This is a genomic window from Enhydrobacter sp. (assembly GCF_030246845.1).
Lineage (GTDB): Bacteria > Pseudomonadota > Alphaproteobacteria > Reyranellales > Reyranellaceae > Reyranella.
Genome location: NZ_CP126889.1, coordinates 1,048,869 through 1,065,777, shown reverse-complemented (window position 1 = coordinate 1,065,777; position 16,909 = coordinate 1,048,869). Strand labels below are relative to the sequence as shown.

11 protein-coding genes are annotated in these 16,909 nt (G+C 65.0%); 8 read left to right on the top strand and 3 right to left on the bottom strand.

The features are described from left to right. The first annotated feature begins 44 nt into the window (after window positions 1–44). Entirely contained in the window at window positions 45–8,417 is an 8,373-nt protein-coding gene (locus tag OJF58_RS05485; RefSeq protein WP_300782372.1) for a glucoamylase family protein, read from the top strand. Window positions 8,418–9,079: 662 nt separating this feature from the next. Here OJF58_RS05485 and OJF58_RS05480 read toward each other — a convergent pair. Both OJF58_RS05480 and OJF58_RS05475 read right to left on the bottom strand, forming a co-directional pair. Then, window positions 9,080–9,439, bottom strand: coding sequence for a hypothetical protein (locus OJF58_RS05480; protein WP_300782368.1), 360 nt, complete (start codon window positions 9,437–9,439; stop codon window positions 9,080–9,082). 332 nt (window positions 9,440–9,771) lie between these two features. Further along, complete coding sequence (locus OJF58_RS05475) at window positions 9,772–10,317, bottom strand: hypothetical protein (protein WP_300782367.1); 546 nt, start codon at window positions 10,315–10,317, stop codon at window positions 9,772–9,774. Window positions 10,318–10,434: 117 nt separating this feature from the next. On the opposite strand from OJF58_RS05475, the gene OJF58_RS05470 reads away from it, so the two are divergent. The 4 genes from OJF58_RS05470 to OJF58_RS05455 all read left to right on the top strand — a co-directional run bounded on the left by OJF58_RS05470 (window position 10,435) and on the right by OJF58_RS05455 (window position 13,674). Beyond that, window positions 10,435–10,665, top strand: a complete 231-nt coding sequence (locus OJF58_RS05470; RefSeq protein WP_300782364.1) for a helix-turn-helix transcriptional regulator — start codon at window positions 10,435–10,437, stop codon at window positions 10,663–10,665. Between the two features lie 258 nt (window positions 10,666–10,923). Further along, window positions 10,924–12,324, top strand: coding sequence for a DNA methyltransferase (locus OJF58_RS05465; RefSeq protein WP_300782361.1), 1,401 nt, complete (start codon window positions 10,924–10,926; stop codon window positions 12,322–12,324). A 2-nt stretch (window positions 12,325–12,326) separates the two neighbouring features. Next, window positions 12,327–13,094, top strand: a complete 768-nt coding sequence (locus OJF58_RS05460) for a DUF5681 domain-containing protein (protein ID WP_366526819.1) — start codon at window positions 12,327–12,329, stop codon at window positions 13,092–13,094. A gap of 154 nt (window positions 13,095–13,248) precedes the next feature. After that, on the top strand, window positions 13,249–13,674 hold the full coding sequence (locus tag OJF58_RS05455) for a hypothetical protein (protein WP_300782358.1): 426 nt from the start codon (window positions 13,249–13,251) through the stop codon (window positions 13,672–13,674). Here the strand turns inward: OJF58_RS05455 and OJF58_RS05450 are convergent. Then, window positions 13,605–14,384, bottom strand: a complete 780-nt coding sequence (locus OJF58_RS05450) for a hypothetical protein (RefSeq protein WP_300782355.1) — start codon at window positions 14,382–14,384, stop codon at window positions 13,605–13,607. The two genes, OJF58_RS05455 and OJF58_RS05450, sit on opposite strands and share 70 nt — an antisense overlap. Window positions 14,385–14,553: 169 nt before the next feature. On the opposite strand from OJF58_RS05450, the gene OJF58_RS05445 reads away from it, so the two are divergent. Genes OJF58_RS05445 through OJF58_RS05435 form a run of 3 tightly spaced genes read left to right on the top strand, consistent with a single transcriptional unit; the run spans window position 14,554 to window position 16,875 of the window. Next, the gene (locus tag OJF58_RS05445) at window positions 14,554–14,817 is read left to right on the top strand and encodes a DUF3489 domain-containing protein (RefSeq protein ID WP_300782352.1); all 264 of its coding nucleotides are present in this window, start codon (window positions 14,554–14,556) and stop codon (window positions 14,815–14,817) included. Window positions 14,818–14,827: 10 nt separating this feature from the next. Beyond that, window positions 14,828–15,274, top strand: coding sequence for a DUF2924 domain-containing protein (locus OJF58_RS05440; protein WP_300782350.1), 447 nt, complete (start codon window positions 14,828–14,830; stop codon window positions 15,272–15,274). Further along, entirely contained in the window at window positions 15,271–16,875 is a 1,605-nt protein-coding gene (locus tag OJF58_RS05435; RefSeq protein ID WP_300782348.1) for a recombinase family protein, read from the top strand. The genes OJF58_RS05440 and OJF58_RS05435 overlap by 4 nt, the downstream gene beginning before the upstream one ends. Window positions 16,876–16,909: the final 34 nt, after the last annotated feature.

Below are 16,909 nucleotides of genomic sequence, written 5' to 3'. Positions count from 1 at the left end.
CCGCCAGCCAGCCTGTCTCCTCCTCGGCACCGAAGGTCAGGTCGTTGGTCGCTCGTCTGGCCGACAACGAGCGCATCCTGCTCGAATCCTATCGCGCCATCGCGAAAGCTGCTGGCGCGGGTCGCCCAATCACGCCCGCCGGAGAGTGGCTGCTCGACAACTACCATCTGGTCGAGCGCCAGGTACGCGAGGTCCGCACGGATCTGCCGCCGGGCTACTACAAGCAGCTCCCCAAGCTGAGCAGTGGCCCGCTGGCCGGCTATCCCCGCGTGTTCGGTCTGGCCTGGGCGTTCGTCGCCCATACCGATAGCCGGTTCGACCCGGAGGCCCTGACGCGCTTCGTGCGCGCCTACCAGACCGTCCAGCCGCTTAGTATCGGCGAGCTCTGGGCGGTGGCGATCACGCTGCGCATCGTTCTGGTCGAGAACCTGCGGCGATCGGCCGTGGCCATCATGAGCCGCTGGTCAGCGCGCGAGGAGGCCGATGCCGTGGCCGACCGGCTGTTGGGCGTGAACGATCTGGTCGCCGATCCGGCCGCGCTCGCGCTCCACCCGCGAGCGCGGCTCTCCGAAGGCTTCATCGTCCAGCTAGTACAGCGGCTGCGGGATCAGGATCCGCAATCGACGCCCGCCGTGGGCTGGCTCGAGGAACGGCTGAAGGCCGAGGGCACGAATGCCGACGAGCTGGTGCGCCGGGAGCATCAGCTCCAGGGCGCGACCAACGTCACGGTGCGCAACATCATCACGAGCATGCGGCTGATATCCGACGTCGACTGGGCGATGCTGTTCGAGGAGGTGAGTCCGGTCGACGATATCCTGCGCGCCGGCAGCATGTTCTCCACCATGGACTTCGCGACGCGCAACCTCTATCGCACCACCATCGAGCAGATGGCGCGTGGCAGCGGGTTCACGGAACCGGCGATCGCGCTTCGTGCCCTCGAGGCCGCGTCGCGGGCGGATAAATGCGATGACGACGAGCGGCAGCGCGAACCCGGCTACTACCTCATCGGTGGCGGCCGAGCTGCGTTCGAGCGTTCACTCGATTTCCGTCCCCGCGGCCTCGCCTTGCGGCGCCGTTTCACCGCCATGGGGATCGCCGGCTATGTTGCTAGCGTCTCCAGCGCCGCCGCCTTGCTTCTGGCCCTTCCGCTGCTCGTGATGGCGGAGGTCGGACTTTCCGCTTGGCAGGTCACGATCATGACCCTGGTGGGTCTCCTGCCGGCGGTCGACGCCGCCTTGCTGCTGGTCAATCGGGCGATCACCGGTGGTTTCGGCGCTACCCTGCTGCCCGGCCTCGACTTGCGCAGGGGTGTGCCGTCTCCCCTGCGCACCGTGGTTGCCATCCCGACATTGCTCACGAGCCGCAGCGGCGTCGACGAGCAGATAGAACGGCTCGAGGTGCATTATCTCTCCAATCCTCTCGGCGCCGTGCACTTCGCGTTGCTGTCGGATTGGGCCGACGCGGCAGCCGAAACGGTCCCGGAGGACGCCGACCTTCTGGCCGCGGCCATCGCTGGTATCGCGCGCCTCAATCGCCGCCATCCGACCGTCGACGGCGCCGATCGCTTCCTCCTGCTGCACCGGCGGCGGGTCTGGAACGACGCTCAGGGCCGCTGGATGGGCTGGGAGCGAAAGCGCGGCAAACTACATGAGCTCAACCGCCTGCTGCGCGGGGCAGCAGACACGACGTTCCTCGACACCGCATCTCGTCCGCCGATCGACGCCCGCTACGTTGTCACGCTCGATTCCGATACACGATTGCCGCGCGATGCCGTCCAGCGGCTGGTCGGCAAGATGGCGCATCCGCTCAACCGGCCGCGAGTGGACAGCGCGCTGAACCGGGTTGTCGAGGGGTACGGCGTGCTGCAGCCGCGCGTCACGCCATCCCTGCCGGTCGGCGCGGAAGGATCGCTGTTCCAGCGGATCTTCTCGAGCAGCAGCGGCATCGATCCCTATTCATCGGCGGTATCGGACGTCTACCAGGATCTGTTCGGCGAAGGCTCCTACTCGGGCAAGGGCATCTACGACATCGACGCCTTTGAGACCGCTCTGGCCGACCGCGTTCCCGACAACACGATGCTGAGCCACGATCTCTTCGAGGGCGTGTTCGCGCGCTCAGGTCTGGTTTCCGATATCGAGGTCGTCGAGGAGTTTCCTGCCCGTTACGACGTCGCCACGGCCCGCCAGCATCGCTGGGCGCGCGGCGACTGGCAATTGCTGCCCTGGCTGTTCGGCCGCGTGAAAGGCAGTCTATCTCAACGACGGACCAGTCCCGTGACGGCCGTCGGCTTGTGGAAGATGTTCGACAATCTACGGCGCACCCTGTCGGCGCCCGCCGCGTTCGTCTCCCTGTTGGCCGGCTGGACCCTGCCGCTTCCCGCCGCGCTTGTGTGGACGGGCTTCATTGTGCTGACGATCGGCCTGCCGACCATGCTACCCGTGATTTCGGCGCTGCTGCCTCGCAACTCCGCCATTACCACGCGCAGCCATCTGTCGGCGCTCGTGTCCGACATCCGGCATGCGGCGTCGCAGACGGCGTTGCTCCTGGCCTTTCTTCCCCATCAAGCCTGGCTCATGCTCGATGCGATCGGGCGGACTCTCTACCGCCTGTATGTCAGTCGCCGTCGCCTGCTCGACTGGACCACCGCCGCCCAGTCGATGGGCCTGCTCCGGCCGGGCTGGCCGGCCTTTGCCGGCCAGATGGTGGGAAGCCTGTTCATCACTTCGTTGGCCGCGCTGGCCGTCTGGTATACCGGTCGTGCGGCCGTGCCGGTCGCCGCCCCCTTGATTCTCGGCTGGCTGATCTCGCCCGCGATTGCGCGCTGGGTAAGCGTGGCGCCGGCCGATGCCGGCAGGTTGGCGATTTCCCCAAACGACGCGCGCGACCTGCGCCTGATTGCACGACGGACTTGGCGGTTCTTCGAGACCTTCGTGACCGAAGCCGACAACATGTTGCCGCCGGACAACTTTCAGGAGGATCCCGCCAGCGTCGTTGCCCATCGGACATCGCCGACCAACATCGGTCTTCTGCTGCTGTCGACCGCCGCTGCCCGTGAATTCGGCTGGATCGGAACGATCGAAGCCGTCGAGCGCCTCGAGGCGACGCTCGCGACCGTCGGCCACCTGAAGCGTTATCGTGGCCACTTCTTCAACTGGTACGACACGACCGACCTTCGTCCGCTTGATCCGGCCTACATCTCCTCGGTCGACAGCGGCAACTTGGCGGGTCATCTGATCGCGCTCGCCGGCACCTGCGCTTCGTGGCGCGGCGGTCCCACGGAAGCCGCGACTGTCGCGGACGGGCTGCACGACAGCCTGACCCTCGCGCGCGAAGCCTTGGAGGCATTGCCCGACGACCGACGCACGCACCTTGTCATGCCAGGCGAGCTGGCCGGCGTGCTCGACGAGCTCGCCGTGGCGCTGGGCGAATCGCCCGAGCGGTTCGACGACCTCGCACTTCTTGGGGCCAGAGCTGCCGACGTGGCCCGCGCGCTCGGCCACGAGCGGGCCGATGCGGCGAGCGAGGACGTGCTGTTCTGGGTCGAGGCAATACACCGATCGATCGAGAGTCGTCGCCGCGACCAAATCCAGGACGCGAAAGGACGCGTCGTGCTTGACGGTCGCCTGCGGGCCATCGAGGCAACCGCCCGCACCCTGGCGAACGGCATGGAGTTCGACTTCCTCTTCGACCGTGAACGCCAGCTTCTGTCCATCGGCTATGTGGTGGCCGAGGATGCGCTCGATCCGAGCTGCTACGACCTGCTGGCGTCGGAAGCGCGGCTCGCCAGCTTCATGGCGATCGCCAAGGGCGAGGTGCCCGCGCGCCACTGGTTCCGGCTGGGCCGCGAGGTGACGCCGATCGGCGGTGGCGCGGCGCTGGTCTCGTGGTCGGGCTCGATGTTCGAGTATCTCATGCCGTCGCTGGTCATGCGGGCGCCGTTCGGCAGCCTGATTGAAAGGACCAATAGCCTGATCGTGCGCCGGCAAATCGCCCACGCGGCCGCGCTCGACGTGCCGTGGGGCATCTCCGAATCGGCCTACAACGCCCGCGACAAGGAGCTGACCTACCAGTACTCCAACTTCGGCTTGCCGGGCCTGGGGTTCAAGCGGGGCCTGAACGAGAACCTCGTCATCGCGCCTTACGCGACGGCACTCGCCGCCATGGTCGATCCGACCGCAGCGGCGGCCAATTTCGTCGCGCTGGCAGGGATCGGCGGGCGCGGCCACTACGGCTTCTACGAGGCGCTCGACTTCACGCCATCGCGCCTGCCCGAAGGCCGGACCCAGGCGGTCGTGCGCACCTACATGGCCCACCATCAGGGCATGACGATCGTGGCGCTGGCCAACGCCTTGCTCGACGGCGTGATGCGCGGACGCTTCCACGCCGAGCCCATGATCCAGGCCACGGAGCTTCTGCTGCAGGAACGTACGCCGCGCGATGTCGCTGTTGCCCATCCGCGTACCGAGGAGGTGGGCGCGGACGCCAGCGTCGATGATCTCGAACCGCCCATCGTGCGGCGCCTGCACAATCCCCATGCCGTCAGCCCGTCGATGCACCTGCTGTCCAACGGGCGCTATTCCGTGATGCTTACCGGCGCCGGATCCGGCTATAGCCGCTGGGGCGAACAGGCCGTGTCACGCTGGCGCGAGGACACGACTTGCGACGGCTGGGGCAGTTACGTCCTGCTGCGCGATGTCGACAGCTCCGATGTATGGTCCGCGGCGTGGCAGCCGCGCGGAACCCGGCCTGACAGCTACGACGTCATGTTCGCCGAGGATCGGGCTGAGTTCGTGCGACGCGACGGGATTCTCACGACGACGCTCGACGTCGTCGTTTCGCCCGAGATCGATGCCGAGGTCCGGCGCGTCGCCATCGCCAATGCCGGCGGCGAGCCTCGCAATATCGAGATCACGTCCTACGCCGAGATCGTGCTGGCGCCGCCGGCGGCAGATGCCGCGCACCAAGCCTTCTCCAAGCTGTTCGTGCAGACGGAATATCTGGCAAGCGCCGGCGCCATCTTGGCGACCCGACGGCGACGCAGTCCGGACGAGCCGGAACTGTGGGCCGCCCATCTTGCCGTCGTCGAGGGCGAGGCGGTGGGCGGGATCGAGATCGAGACCGACCGTGCGCGCTTCCTCGGCCGCGGCAATGCCGTCGGCAATGCCGTTGCCGCCCTCGACGGCCGACCGCTCTCCAACACCGTCGGGACGGTAGTCGACCCGGTCTTTGCGCTGCGCCGACGCGTGCGAGTCCCACCCGGCGGGTCTGCGCGCGTCGCGTTCTGGACGGTCGTCGCGAACTCGCGCGAGGCGCTGCTCGATGCCATCGACAAGCATCAGGACGCCAATGCTTTCGAGCGAGCAGCCACGCTGGCCTGGACGCAGGCCCAGGTACAGTTGCGCCATCTCGACATCACTCCCCTGCAGGCCAGCCTCTATCAGCGCCTGGCGGGCCACGTGATCTATGCCAATCCGGCGCTACGCTCCTCATCGGACACCATTGCACGAGGATTGGCCCCACAGCACCTGCTGTGGGCTCAGGGTATCTCCGGTGACGTGCCGATCGTCGTAGTGCGCATCGACGAGGTCGAGGATTCGGGTGTCGTCCGCGAGGTGTTGCGTGCCCGCGAGTACTGGCGCCTGAAGGGGCTAGCAGTCGACATCGTGATCCTCAACGAGCGCGGCGCCTCCTACGTGCAGGACCTGCAGGTCGCCTTGGAGATGCTGGTCCGCACCAGCCGTTCTCGGACCCACCTTGGCGCTGAACGCGAGGCTGGCGGCATCTTCGTCTTGCGCAGCGACCTGATTGCTGGCGAGACCCGCGCCCTCCTGCTCGCCGTCGCGCGCGTCGTCCTGCTGAGCCGTCGCGGCGGCCTGGCACATCAGCTCGATCGCCTGCAGGCGCCGCGCCCTGAGATGCCACCTGCCGCCCGCAAGCCTGTGATCGATGCCGGCCCACCGGAGAAGCCTGGCCTGGATCTGGCGGCGCTGCAGTTCTTCAACGGACTTGGCGGCTTCTCGTCCAATGGCTGCGAATACGTCATCGTGCTGGGGCCCGGGCAATCGACTCCGGCGCCATGGATCAATGTCATCTCCAATCCCTCGTTCGGCTTCCAGGTTGCAGCCGAAGGCGGCGGCTACACCTGGTCGCGGAACAGCCGCGACAACCAGCTCACCTCCTGGTCCAACGATCCGGTCGGCGATCGCCCCGGCGAGGTTCTCTACGTGCAGGACCTCGACAGCGGTGTCCTGTGGGCGCCAACGGCGCTGCCAATCCGGGTCGAAGCGGCGTCCTACCTGGCTCGGCATGGGCGCGGCTACAGCCGCTTCGAAGTCGCGACGCAGGGCATCGGCCTCGATTTGCTGCAGTACGTGCCCCTGTCGGATTCCCTCAAGATTTCGCGGCTCACCCTCCGCAACCTCTCGGATCGTCCCCGCCGGCTGTCGATCACGGCCTTTGCCGAATGGGTGCTCGGCCTGTCGCGCGGCACCTCGGCGCCGACTGTCGTAACTGAACGCGATGCCGCGACCGGCGCACTGTTCGCGCGCAACCCCTGGAACATGCATCACGGCGAGCGCGTTGCGTTCGCCGACCTCGGTGCCCGCCAGACGGCCTGGACGGGCGATCGCCGGGAATTCATCGGTCGGAACGGCTCGATCGGCAACCCTGCAGCGCTGGCTGCCGGCGTCGTGCTTTCGCAGCGGGTTGGCGCCGGGCTCGACCCTTGCGCCGCTCTGCAGACGACGGTGGAACTCGAGCACGGCGGGACGACGGAGATCGTCTTCCTCTTGGGGCAGGGCGCCGATGTCGCCGAAGCGCGGGCATTGATCGAGCGCTATCGCGCCGCCGATCTCGACGCCGTCCACCGCGAGGTCACGGATTTTTGGGAGGAGACGCTAGGCGCAGTGCAGGTCAGGACACCGGATCGCGCCATGGACCTCCTGTTGAATGGCCCGCTTCTCTACCAGACCTTGGCCTGCCGCTATTGGGCGCGCTCAGCCTTCTACCAGGCGAGCGGCGCCTACGGCTTTCGCGACCAGCTGCAGGACGTCATGTCGCTCATGGTGTCACGACCCGAGCTGGCGCGCGCGCATATCCTGCGCGCCGCGGCGCGGCAGTTCGTCGAAGGCGACTTTCAGCACTGGTGGTTTCCGCCGGCCGGGGAAGGGGTGCGCACCCGCATCTCCGACGACCGGGCATGGCTCGCAACCGTTGTCGCGCACTACATCGAGACTACGGGCGATGTGGCTATCCTCGATGAAAGAGTGCCGTTCCTCGACGGTCCCACCCTTAAGCCGGGCGAGCACGATCTCTACTTCCAGCCTGGCCTGTCAGACGAAGTCGCATCGTTGTACGAGCACTGTGCCAAGGGCCTCGATCTGAGCCTCGAGACCGGCTCGCACGGGCTGCCCCTCATCGGCACCGGTGACTGGAACGACGGGATGAACCGCGTTGGCGCGGAAGGCAAGGGTGAGAGCGTGTGGCTGGGCTGGTTCTTCCATGCCGCGCTGACCGCCTTCGCCCCGATCGCCTCGGCCCGCGCCGATCGAGCACGGGCGGCGGCATGGACGGCGCATGCCGGCGCGTTAGCCGAGGTACTCGATCGCGAAGGCTGGGACGGCGAGTGGTACCGCCGAGGCTATTACGATGACGGTACGCCGCTAGGCTCCGCACAGAGCGACGAATGCCGCATCGATTCAATCGCTCAATCGTGGGCGGCCCTGTCGGGCGCTGGCGACCCGGCGCGCGCCGCGCAGGCGATGGCGGCTCTGGACCGGCAGCTTGTGCATCGCGGCGACCGCTTGGCCCTGCTATTCGCACCGCCGTTCGACAAGACCGCGCGTGATCCCGGCTACATCAAGGGCTATCCGCCGGGCATCCGGGAGAACGGCGGGCAATACACGCACGCAGCCGCGTGGGCCATCATGGGCTTCGCAGCCCTCGGCCAAGGCGACAAGGCAGCTGAGCTGTTCTCGCTGGTCAATCCCATCAACCACGCGAGCACGCGCTCGGGCGTGCTGCGCTACAAGGTCGAGCCCTATGTCGTGGCAGCGGATGTCTACTCTGTGGTCCCGCATGTCGGGCGCGGCGGCTGGACTTGGTACACAGGATCGGCTGGGTGGCTCTATCGTGCTGGCATCGAGTCGATCCTCGGCCTCAGGATCAAGGCTGACTTGATGGAGATCGACCCCTGCATCCCTACTTCATGGCCGGGCTTCGAGATGACGCTACGGTATCGCGGGTCGGTCTACGAGATCTCCATACACAACCCGGAAGGCGTCGGCCGTGGCGTGGTCGCCGCGGAACTCGACGGAGCAAGCCACCCTCCTTCTGACGGCAAGGTGCGCCTGAAGCTGGCCAAGGACCGCGGCACGTACAGCGTCATCGTCACCTTAGGCATCGGGGCCTTGGAGTAACTGGCCGGAACGGCGAGGGCCAGATTTCGGCTGCAATTGCGCAACATCCGGTTCGTCTGGCTTGTCGCTCAAATCGAGCTGTCGGCGGCGTCTCGCCCAACTAGCCTTATGGAGGCTAATCGTTCAATCCCATCGCGGGCAGCCCAATGGCTTGGGGGTTCGTCCGAATAGTGCGCTGTCGGCCAACGCCTCTTGCAGGGCCGCAATCTACCGCAGCCGAGCCGACGCTCCCAATGTTGGCGGCCTGGGCCGTTCGCGGCGAGCTTGGCGATCACTTTCCTTCGGGATCAGCACCTGGGGTACGCCCTTGGTCACTTCCTTCAGGCCAAGCAGGATCGATTTCTTGCTCCTACTATTAGTGTCAGGTGCTGGCGCCGGTCGTGGCCGGTGATGTTGCGATCAGCCGTAGGGGTAAGCAGCCTCTACACTGGACACGGCCCGGTCGACCTTCGCCACTCGCACATGGAACAGCTCGGATCGACGGCCCGCCTCGTCTATGTCGCGGAAGCGCACGAATCTGCCGGCAGCGTTAGGGGCGCGCAAGGCGTCAGGAACGCTGCGTGCCATGGCCGGCTGGCACTATCGCGTTCCTCGTTACGAAGTGCACCGCACTTGGCGGTGCACCGGAATTCCGAGCCAAAAAGCACTGAAGAAGGTGAGCCTCAGCTCTTGGGTGGCGTCGCCGCCAGGATCTCGGCGCAGGCTCGTGCGACATCGGAATCGGCCATCTTGCTACCAGGCATGGTAGCGAATCCGCTCTTCTCGATCAGGCCGCTGCGCTCCCAAGTGCTGGTCTTAAGGAGGGCGTCGGCCTTCACGATAGCGTCGGGCTGCGCCCGGAAACGCTCGACGCAGATTGGCGCAAGGGCAGCGACCACGGCAGTGTGCGAGGCGGCGACGCTGTCCTTGGCCGCCGTGCCGCCGGTCACCCAGCCGCCCCAGCTGAAGCCGATGATGGCGAGTGCAATGGCGCCGACGACGCCGCCCTGGATCCAGGGCTTGGTATGTGCTGGCATATTCATGGGAGTCCCTTTCGCGGCCGACGAGCGGCCGTCGCCGGCCTTAGGACCGGCATGCGCCAAAGCGCGTAGCCGACGATCAACAGGATCGGGAAAAAGGCGGGAACCGGACAGGCGACGCGAGCCTATCCGTGTGAACGAAGTGGGGATCGGCTGAACAGAATTCAAGGCGGCCGAGCCGTCAGATTTCGCGAGACCGGCGCCGCTAGCAGATCTCGGCGGCCCAGACCTTCACGCTGACCAGGGTGTTCGGCCCGAATGTGAGGGTACCAGGAGCGATGCGATCGACCGACGATCAAGCCGCACCGTTCGGGATGGCGACCGCTCTGGACAAGCTAGCTCGGCTGGATTGGCACCCGGCTTCCGAAGAGGGCGTCGACAACCTCGTCGATGCTGGCGAGCTTCTGGAAGCGCCCAATGGGCAGCACTCGGATATTGGGACGAAAGGCCTTCACGCCATTCTTGTCGGCCTTGGAATGGCGGGCGATCTTCGAGCCGAGGGAAAGCGCCGGCTCTCCGGGTTTTGCGCCGAACCAGAGATAGGGGCCCAACTCGACGGTCTCCGGATCGAACTTCATCCAGACCACGCAGCCGCCGGGCTTGCCTTCGAGGTTGACGTTTACCGGGACGTTGGTGGTGGCCGAGGTGCGATGGCTCGACTTCAACTGCACATAGCGCAGCACCTTGTTCGCTTCGAGCACCAGGTCGTAGCCGCCCATGTCCACTTCGGCGCGCAGCACCTCCATGTTCCGGATACCGCGTCGCCAAAGGCAGCGCAGCAGTTCCCCGACGAACAGGTGTTCCAGGACCTTCTCCCGGGCGCTCGAATGAGCCGCTTCGACGGGCGTGGTGGATGAAGGGGCTGGCGGCGTGCTCTCCATGTCGACCCTTTCTTCAATTGCGACAAAGGGTTGGTCCCTTGCTGGCCGACAGAAGTCCAGCAAAATGAGACTCATAGTCTGTAGATCAGTAGTATACATACGGGCTCCGCTCGCGCCATGGATGTGCGCCGGCGGGTCGGCCTCAATGTGAAGAATGTCCGCAGGGAGCGGGGGCTGAGCCAGGAAGGGCTTGCCTTCGAGTGCGGCCTGCACCGCACCTATGTCAGCGGCGTCGAGCGCGGGATTCGCAATCCCACCGTGGTGGTGTTGGAGAAGATTGCCGAGGCGCTGAAGGTGCCAGCTGGCCGGCTCCTGGATGAGCCCACGCGAAAGCCGAGGGCCAAGTAGCACACACTCCGACGGTGCCCGTTCACGGGTTGCATTCCGCGTGGAGCGGGAATATGTCAGCTCCGTCCGAGTGGAGGGCAGTCCGGGGCGGCGCGAGATGCGCTTGCCTAGCGCGATGCGATACGGCTGCAGGTACACTCAAAGTGAGGGCGTGACGCCTGATGGATCCATGTTCCGGCTTAGGGCCGGCCATGGCGTTTCATCCGGAGTCGCGCCCTAATTCATATGAGCGGCCGACTCCCCGCCAAGGAGTTGACCTTGAAGGACAATTCAATGGTGGCACCAGATTCGGGCTCGATGCCCCGAATCGAGATGGTGCCAATCGCGGTGCTGAAGCCGCATCCGGATAATCCGAGGAAGCACGGCAAGAAGCAGATCCGGAAGCTCGTCGAGAGCATCCGCGAGTTCGGCTTCAAGAGCGTGATCGTGATCGATCGCGATAGCACCATCATCAATGGGCACGGCCGCGTTGAAGCTGCGAAGATCGCTGGTCTCGACAAGCTTCCGGCCATGCGGTGCGAGGACCTGACCGACGCCCAGATCACCGCCCTGAGGGTGCTCGACAACCGGCTGCCTCAAATGGCGGAATGGGACTTGCTGCTTCTCGGCAAGACTTTCCAGGGGTTGATCGACCAGGGTCCAAAGCTCGACTTCGACCTGACGATCACGGGCTTCGATCACGCCGAGATCGACAACATCCTGGAGGGGCTGAAGCCAGCCAAGGCCGAAGAGCCCGAGGCGATTCCGCAGCTCGCAGAAGGTCCGGCAGTGACCCGGCGCGGCGACCTTTGGGCAATCGGACCGCACCGCTTGCTTTGCGGCGACGCCACCGACCCTCGCGACTACGCAACGCTGCTTGGCGACCGCAAGGCCAACGCCGTGTTTGTCGATCCGCCCTACAACGTGAAGATCGACGGCCATGTGAGCGGCCTTGGCAAGAACCAGCACCGTGAATTCGTCATGGCGAGCGGCGAAATGTCGAGCAAGGAGTTCAGGGAGTTCCTGCGAAAGGCCCTCACCAACCTCGCGGCATCGAGCGTTGACGGGGCGCTCAACTATATCGCGATGGACTGGCGCCACGAGATTGACGTCCATGCGGCAAGTGAGGGTGTGTACTCAAAGCACGTCAACACCTGCGTCTGGTTCAAGAAGAACGCAGGCATGGGTTCGTTCTATCGAAGCCAGCACGAGTTCTTCCTGGTTTTCCGGGTGGGAGATGCACAACACCAGAATCATGTGCAGCTCGGCGCGCATGGAAGGAACCGGAGCAACGTCTGGAACTACGCGGGCATGAATTCGTTCGCCAAGGGTCGCGATGAGAAGCTCGCGAGCCATCCGACGGTAAAGCCGGTCGCGCTGGTGGCTGACGCCATCCGCGACTGCTCAAAGCGGCGCGACATCGTGCTCGACAGCTTTGCAGGAAGTGGGACGACGCTCGTTGCCGCCCATCGGACTGGCCGGCGCGGCTTTGGAATGGAGCTTGACCCTAAATACTGCGATCTCATCCTGAAGCGCCTGCGCGAAGAGATGAAGGTCGAGCCGGTGCTGTTGCCGCTTGGCGACAAGTTCAGCGACGTCGCGCGCGAGCGTGCGCTCGAGCGCGAGCCGGCAGCAAAGTGCGATTCGGATCAGACGCCTCTTGATGAAGGGAGTCGCTGACCATGATGCCTGAAAAGAGCAACGAGGGGGTCGGCTACGGCCGGCCCCCCAAACAGCACCAATTCAAGAAGGGCCAATCCGGCAATCCGCGAGGCCGGCCGAAGAAGTCTGGCCGCAAGCCGAAGCCCGGTGAGATCGACATCGCGGCCGTGCTCAATGCCGAGTTCACCCTGCCGGACGGCGAGCGCAAGATGAGCGCCTATGAAGTCGTTTGCCGGGGCCTTGCGACGCGGGCTGTGAATGAGCGCAACCTTCGTGCGGCCATCCAGTTCGTGAAGCGCTGCGAGGTCTACAAGGTCATCCGAACTCCACCGCGCCGCAGGACGCATGGGGTCCTCGTCGTTCCACCCGGCGCGACACGGGAAGAGATCGACCGACAGCTCTATGAAGAGGAGGTGCCGCGTCCCAAGAGGACAGGCAAGAACGCGGATCGAGTAGCAATATTGGAGACTGTTGCGTACGAGCGCGCGGGCGAAGGCAAGAACAAGCAGACCACGTTCGAGTTGGTGGTCCGTGTCATCCAGAGGCATGCGTTTGCGGGCAACGTCACCGCGGTCCGCATGCTCGATGAATTGCATGACCGCTACGACCAGCCGGCAGATACCAGCAAGGGCGGATTCCTGCTCGTTCCGGGCATGGCGAAGAACGTGGAGGAGTTCAACAAGATGGCGGACGAGCAACAGCGCCAATTCCGGGAAGTGCAGGACAATGAGGAAAAGCCTCAGGAGGTGCCGCCAATCGAGCGGAAAGGGCCCTCTAATCGCTCTTGATGGCGTCGGACTCGTCGCCCTAGCGGCTGGAGCCATAAACCTCAGTAATCGCCGAAAAGCGCCCTTAGCGTGAGTTGACTGTCTGACGAGACGAAGGGACCTGTCGATCCCGGTACTTCTTGGGGTGCCGGGATCGATGGGAGGGCGTAGCGCCATGGCCCGGAAAAAACGCATGACGGGAACGCCGCTGCGCGAGCGAGCGGCGCTCCAGGCGGCGGACAGTCAGGGCGACGCCCGGCTACTGCGCCTGGCCAAGAGGATGCAGGCGGCAGAAAACGCGCTTCACGCCGCCATGGACGAGCTTGCGGGCGCGGAGCGGCGGCTATTGGAAGGATCGAGGAAGGGTAGGCGCCGTCCGGCTTGGTACACCGCAGCCGTTCGGCGCGAACGAGAGGCAGGCAGCATCCTGGAAGACGTCTATGCGAGTATCACCGCCATTCGCGCACGGACGGCAGGTGGGCTGGCGATCAAGGTACGGCTGCTTGCGACGTTGTTTGGCCAAACCCCCGGTCAGGCGCCCGATGAGTCCGATATGGTCTCCGTCTTGATCCATTCGCTGCTCAAAGATGTGGCCGAATGAAAGGAGGACCGGTCCAGCCTGGCCGCGAGCATTTTCCAGATTGCAAGCGATCGGTCGTAGCCGCCGGTGGCGCTCAATCCGCGGGCGCCGACATGAGGCACGCCGTGAATCTCACTTCCATGGTGGACCAGCGCAGGGCCGGCGTAGTTGATCTCCTGCAACGTCACTGGCCGGCAGTTCAGTGCAGCCCGAAGGCCGTTGAATGTGCCCATGCCCAGGCAGATTACCATCTTTGGCCGAATGATCCCGATCTCCCGCAAGGTAAACCGGTTGGCGCTCAGGGCGACGTCTGCCGCTGGGAGACGGGTGTTCATGCCACCAGGCTTCGCGAAGACGAAGGCGTTGGTAGCAAAGGTACTCTCGAACCCCCGGCCGAACGCTTCATGTAGTAGGCGCTTGAGGTTCCGGTTGGTCGCCAGCGCCGGATCGTGCCCAAGCGCGCGCATCCGGGAATCGGGCTCTTTTGAAAGGAAGTCTTCCGACGCCCAGTCCTGCCCGACGATCATCAGCTCGCTGTCGACGTTGCATGCCGACACCGTCCATGGGCTGAGCCAGCCATGCTGGTCATAGAAACCGTCGTGGAACTCCTCAATCCGCCGATAGTCCCGCGAATAGCCGTCTTGGCGGGTGCCGGCATTCGGCTGACGCCGCAACTGCACGAGCTCAGCGATCTTGGCGGTTTTGTTGCTGGGAGAAGCGGCGGTTGTCATAAAAGCCGCAAAGTTAGGCCGTTTTGCCGCCCGTGCGGCAAGCCATCGAATTGCTCAATTGTAGCAATGATCGCAATGCCATGATCCGTCATTCGGCTTGAGCGAGTGCCCGAAGGAAGCGTGCATGCGTCGCCGGCAAAGGCCGGTAATGCAACGCACGGAGCAGATCATGAGCAAGCCAAAGAGCCGTACCGCCAAGAAGGCAGCATCGAAAACCGCGGGCGCCGCCCGCCCGACGTCCAAGCTCGGCCAGCTGCAGGCGATGCTGCAGCGCCCCGAGGGCGCCACCATCGCCCAACTCTCCAAGGCCCTGGACTGGCAGGCGCACAGCGTCCGCGGCGCCATGTCGGGCAGCCTGAAGAAGAAGCAGGGCCTCAAGATCACCGCCAGCAAAGAGGAGGGAGCCGAGCGGGTCTATCGCATCGCCGGGTGACGAGGCCGCAGTGCCAATTACACCCGATCCCGCCCTGGAGGCTGAGATTGCCCGACTGGACAGCCTCAATCTCCAGGAGCTGCGACGGTACTGGGCTGAGCGCCTCGGCCCCGTTCCAGACCATCGAAGCGCGGACCTGATGCGCCGCCGGATCGCCTACGCGCTACAGGTCCGGGCCTATGGGGGCCTCAAGCCGGAAACCAAGCGGCGGCTGCGAGAGCTGCACAAGGCCTTCACGGCCGATCCGGCCTACACGCCCGTGCCGAACTATGGATTGAAGCCCGGCACGATGCTGACCCGGGAATGGAAGGGCGTGACCCACCGGGTCGGCGTGATGGACGAGGGCTTCGAGTACAAGGGGCAGCGCTACAAGTCCCTGTCCGAGATCGCCACCCTGATCACCGGCACCAAGTGGTCCGGACCGGTGTTCTTCGGCGTCCGGGAGAGTCGGCGATGAAGCCCGTCGCCCGCCGCTGCGCCATCTATACCCGCAAGTCGACCGAGGAGGGGCTCGATCAGGCGTTCAATTCCCTGGACGCGCAGCGGGAGGCTTGCGAGGCCTATATAAAGAGTCAGGCGCACGAAGGCTGGAAGCTGGTGAAGGGCGCCTATGACGATGGCGGCTTCTCTGGCGGCAACATAGACCGGCCGGGCCTTCAGCGGCTCATGGCAGAGGTGAAGCAGGGACTGGTCGATGTCGTGGTCGTCTACAAGGTCGACCGTCTGACCCGGTCGTTGGCGGATTTCGCCAAGATCGTCGAAGTGCTGGACACCCACGGCGCGTCGTTCGTGTCGGTCACCCAGCAGTTCAATACCACGACCTCGATGGGCCGCCTGACCCTGAATGTGCTGCTGTCATTCGCCCAGTTCGAGCGCGAGGTCACGGGCGAGCGCATCCGCGACAAGATCGCGGCCTCCAAGCGCAAAGGAATGTGGATGGGCGGCACGCCGCCGCTCGGCTACGAGATCAAGGATCGCCAGCTCGTCGTGAATGAACAAGATGCCGACACTGTCCGGCTGATCTACCGGCGGTATCTGGAACTGGGCTGCGTGCGGTCGCTGGCCATGAACCTGCGTGGCAACGGCTTCGTCAGTAAGGTCACGGTATCCCGGCGCAGCAGGCAGCATGGTGGGCAGCCGTTCGGGCGGGGCGCCCTCTATCATCTGCTGCGGAACAGGCTCTACCCGGGTGAGATTACCCACAAGGGGCAGGCCTATCCCGGCCAACATCCGGCGATCGTGCCGGCCGAGCTATGGGACGAAGTACAGCGGACCCTGGCGGCGAACCGATCGCAGCATCTCCGTGCCCGGGCGGAGAGGGTCACGCACCTTCTGGCGGGCCGGCTGAGAGATGAAGCCGGCAATCCCATGATCCCGACCTACACCCGCAAGGCCAACGGCCAGCAGTACAGGTACTACGTGAGCCAAGGGTTGCTTGATCCGGCAAAGGGCTCCATCGGATCGGTGACGCGTGTTCCAGCGGAAGCCGTCGAACGGCTTGTGGAAGAAGAAGTCATCCGCCGCTTGTCTCCGACCGAGCAGAAGAGATGGAAGTCGAGTGCGCTCGCAGACCGTGCCGAACGATTGCGGATGCTTGTTGCCAATGTCGTCGTCCGAGAGCGTGAGATCGAGATTTGTCTATCGGATGATGCGGATGGGGCGCTCGCCGACACGGTCCCAGGCAGTGGCCCGGCAGGAGGCGAGCGAGTGATCAAGCTTCCTGTCGCCATAAAGGTTACTGCGGGCGGCAAGTCGATCGTTACCCTGGACGGGCGTGGCCCTGAGGAGAGCCACTTCGACCGCGCCCTCTTGCGCGCTGTGGCGCGCGCCAACCATTGGCGCGAGCTTCTTGAAGCTGCAACGGCCCGGTCGGCATATGATCTGGCCCGACTTGAAGGTTGCCGGGTGAGCTACGTTCAGCGGCACTTGCCGCTCGCGTTCCTGGCGCCAGATATCGTCGAGGCAATCATCGCCGGAAGGCAACCGCGCTCCTGGATGCTGGCCGATCTCGTGACTGACCAGGCTAGCATGAGCTGGGCGGGATACCGGTCGGCCTGACACCGCCACCCCGTCTAGGGCGCGCTCCTTTCGA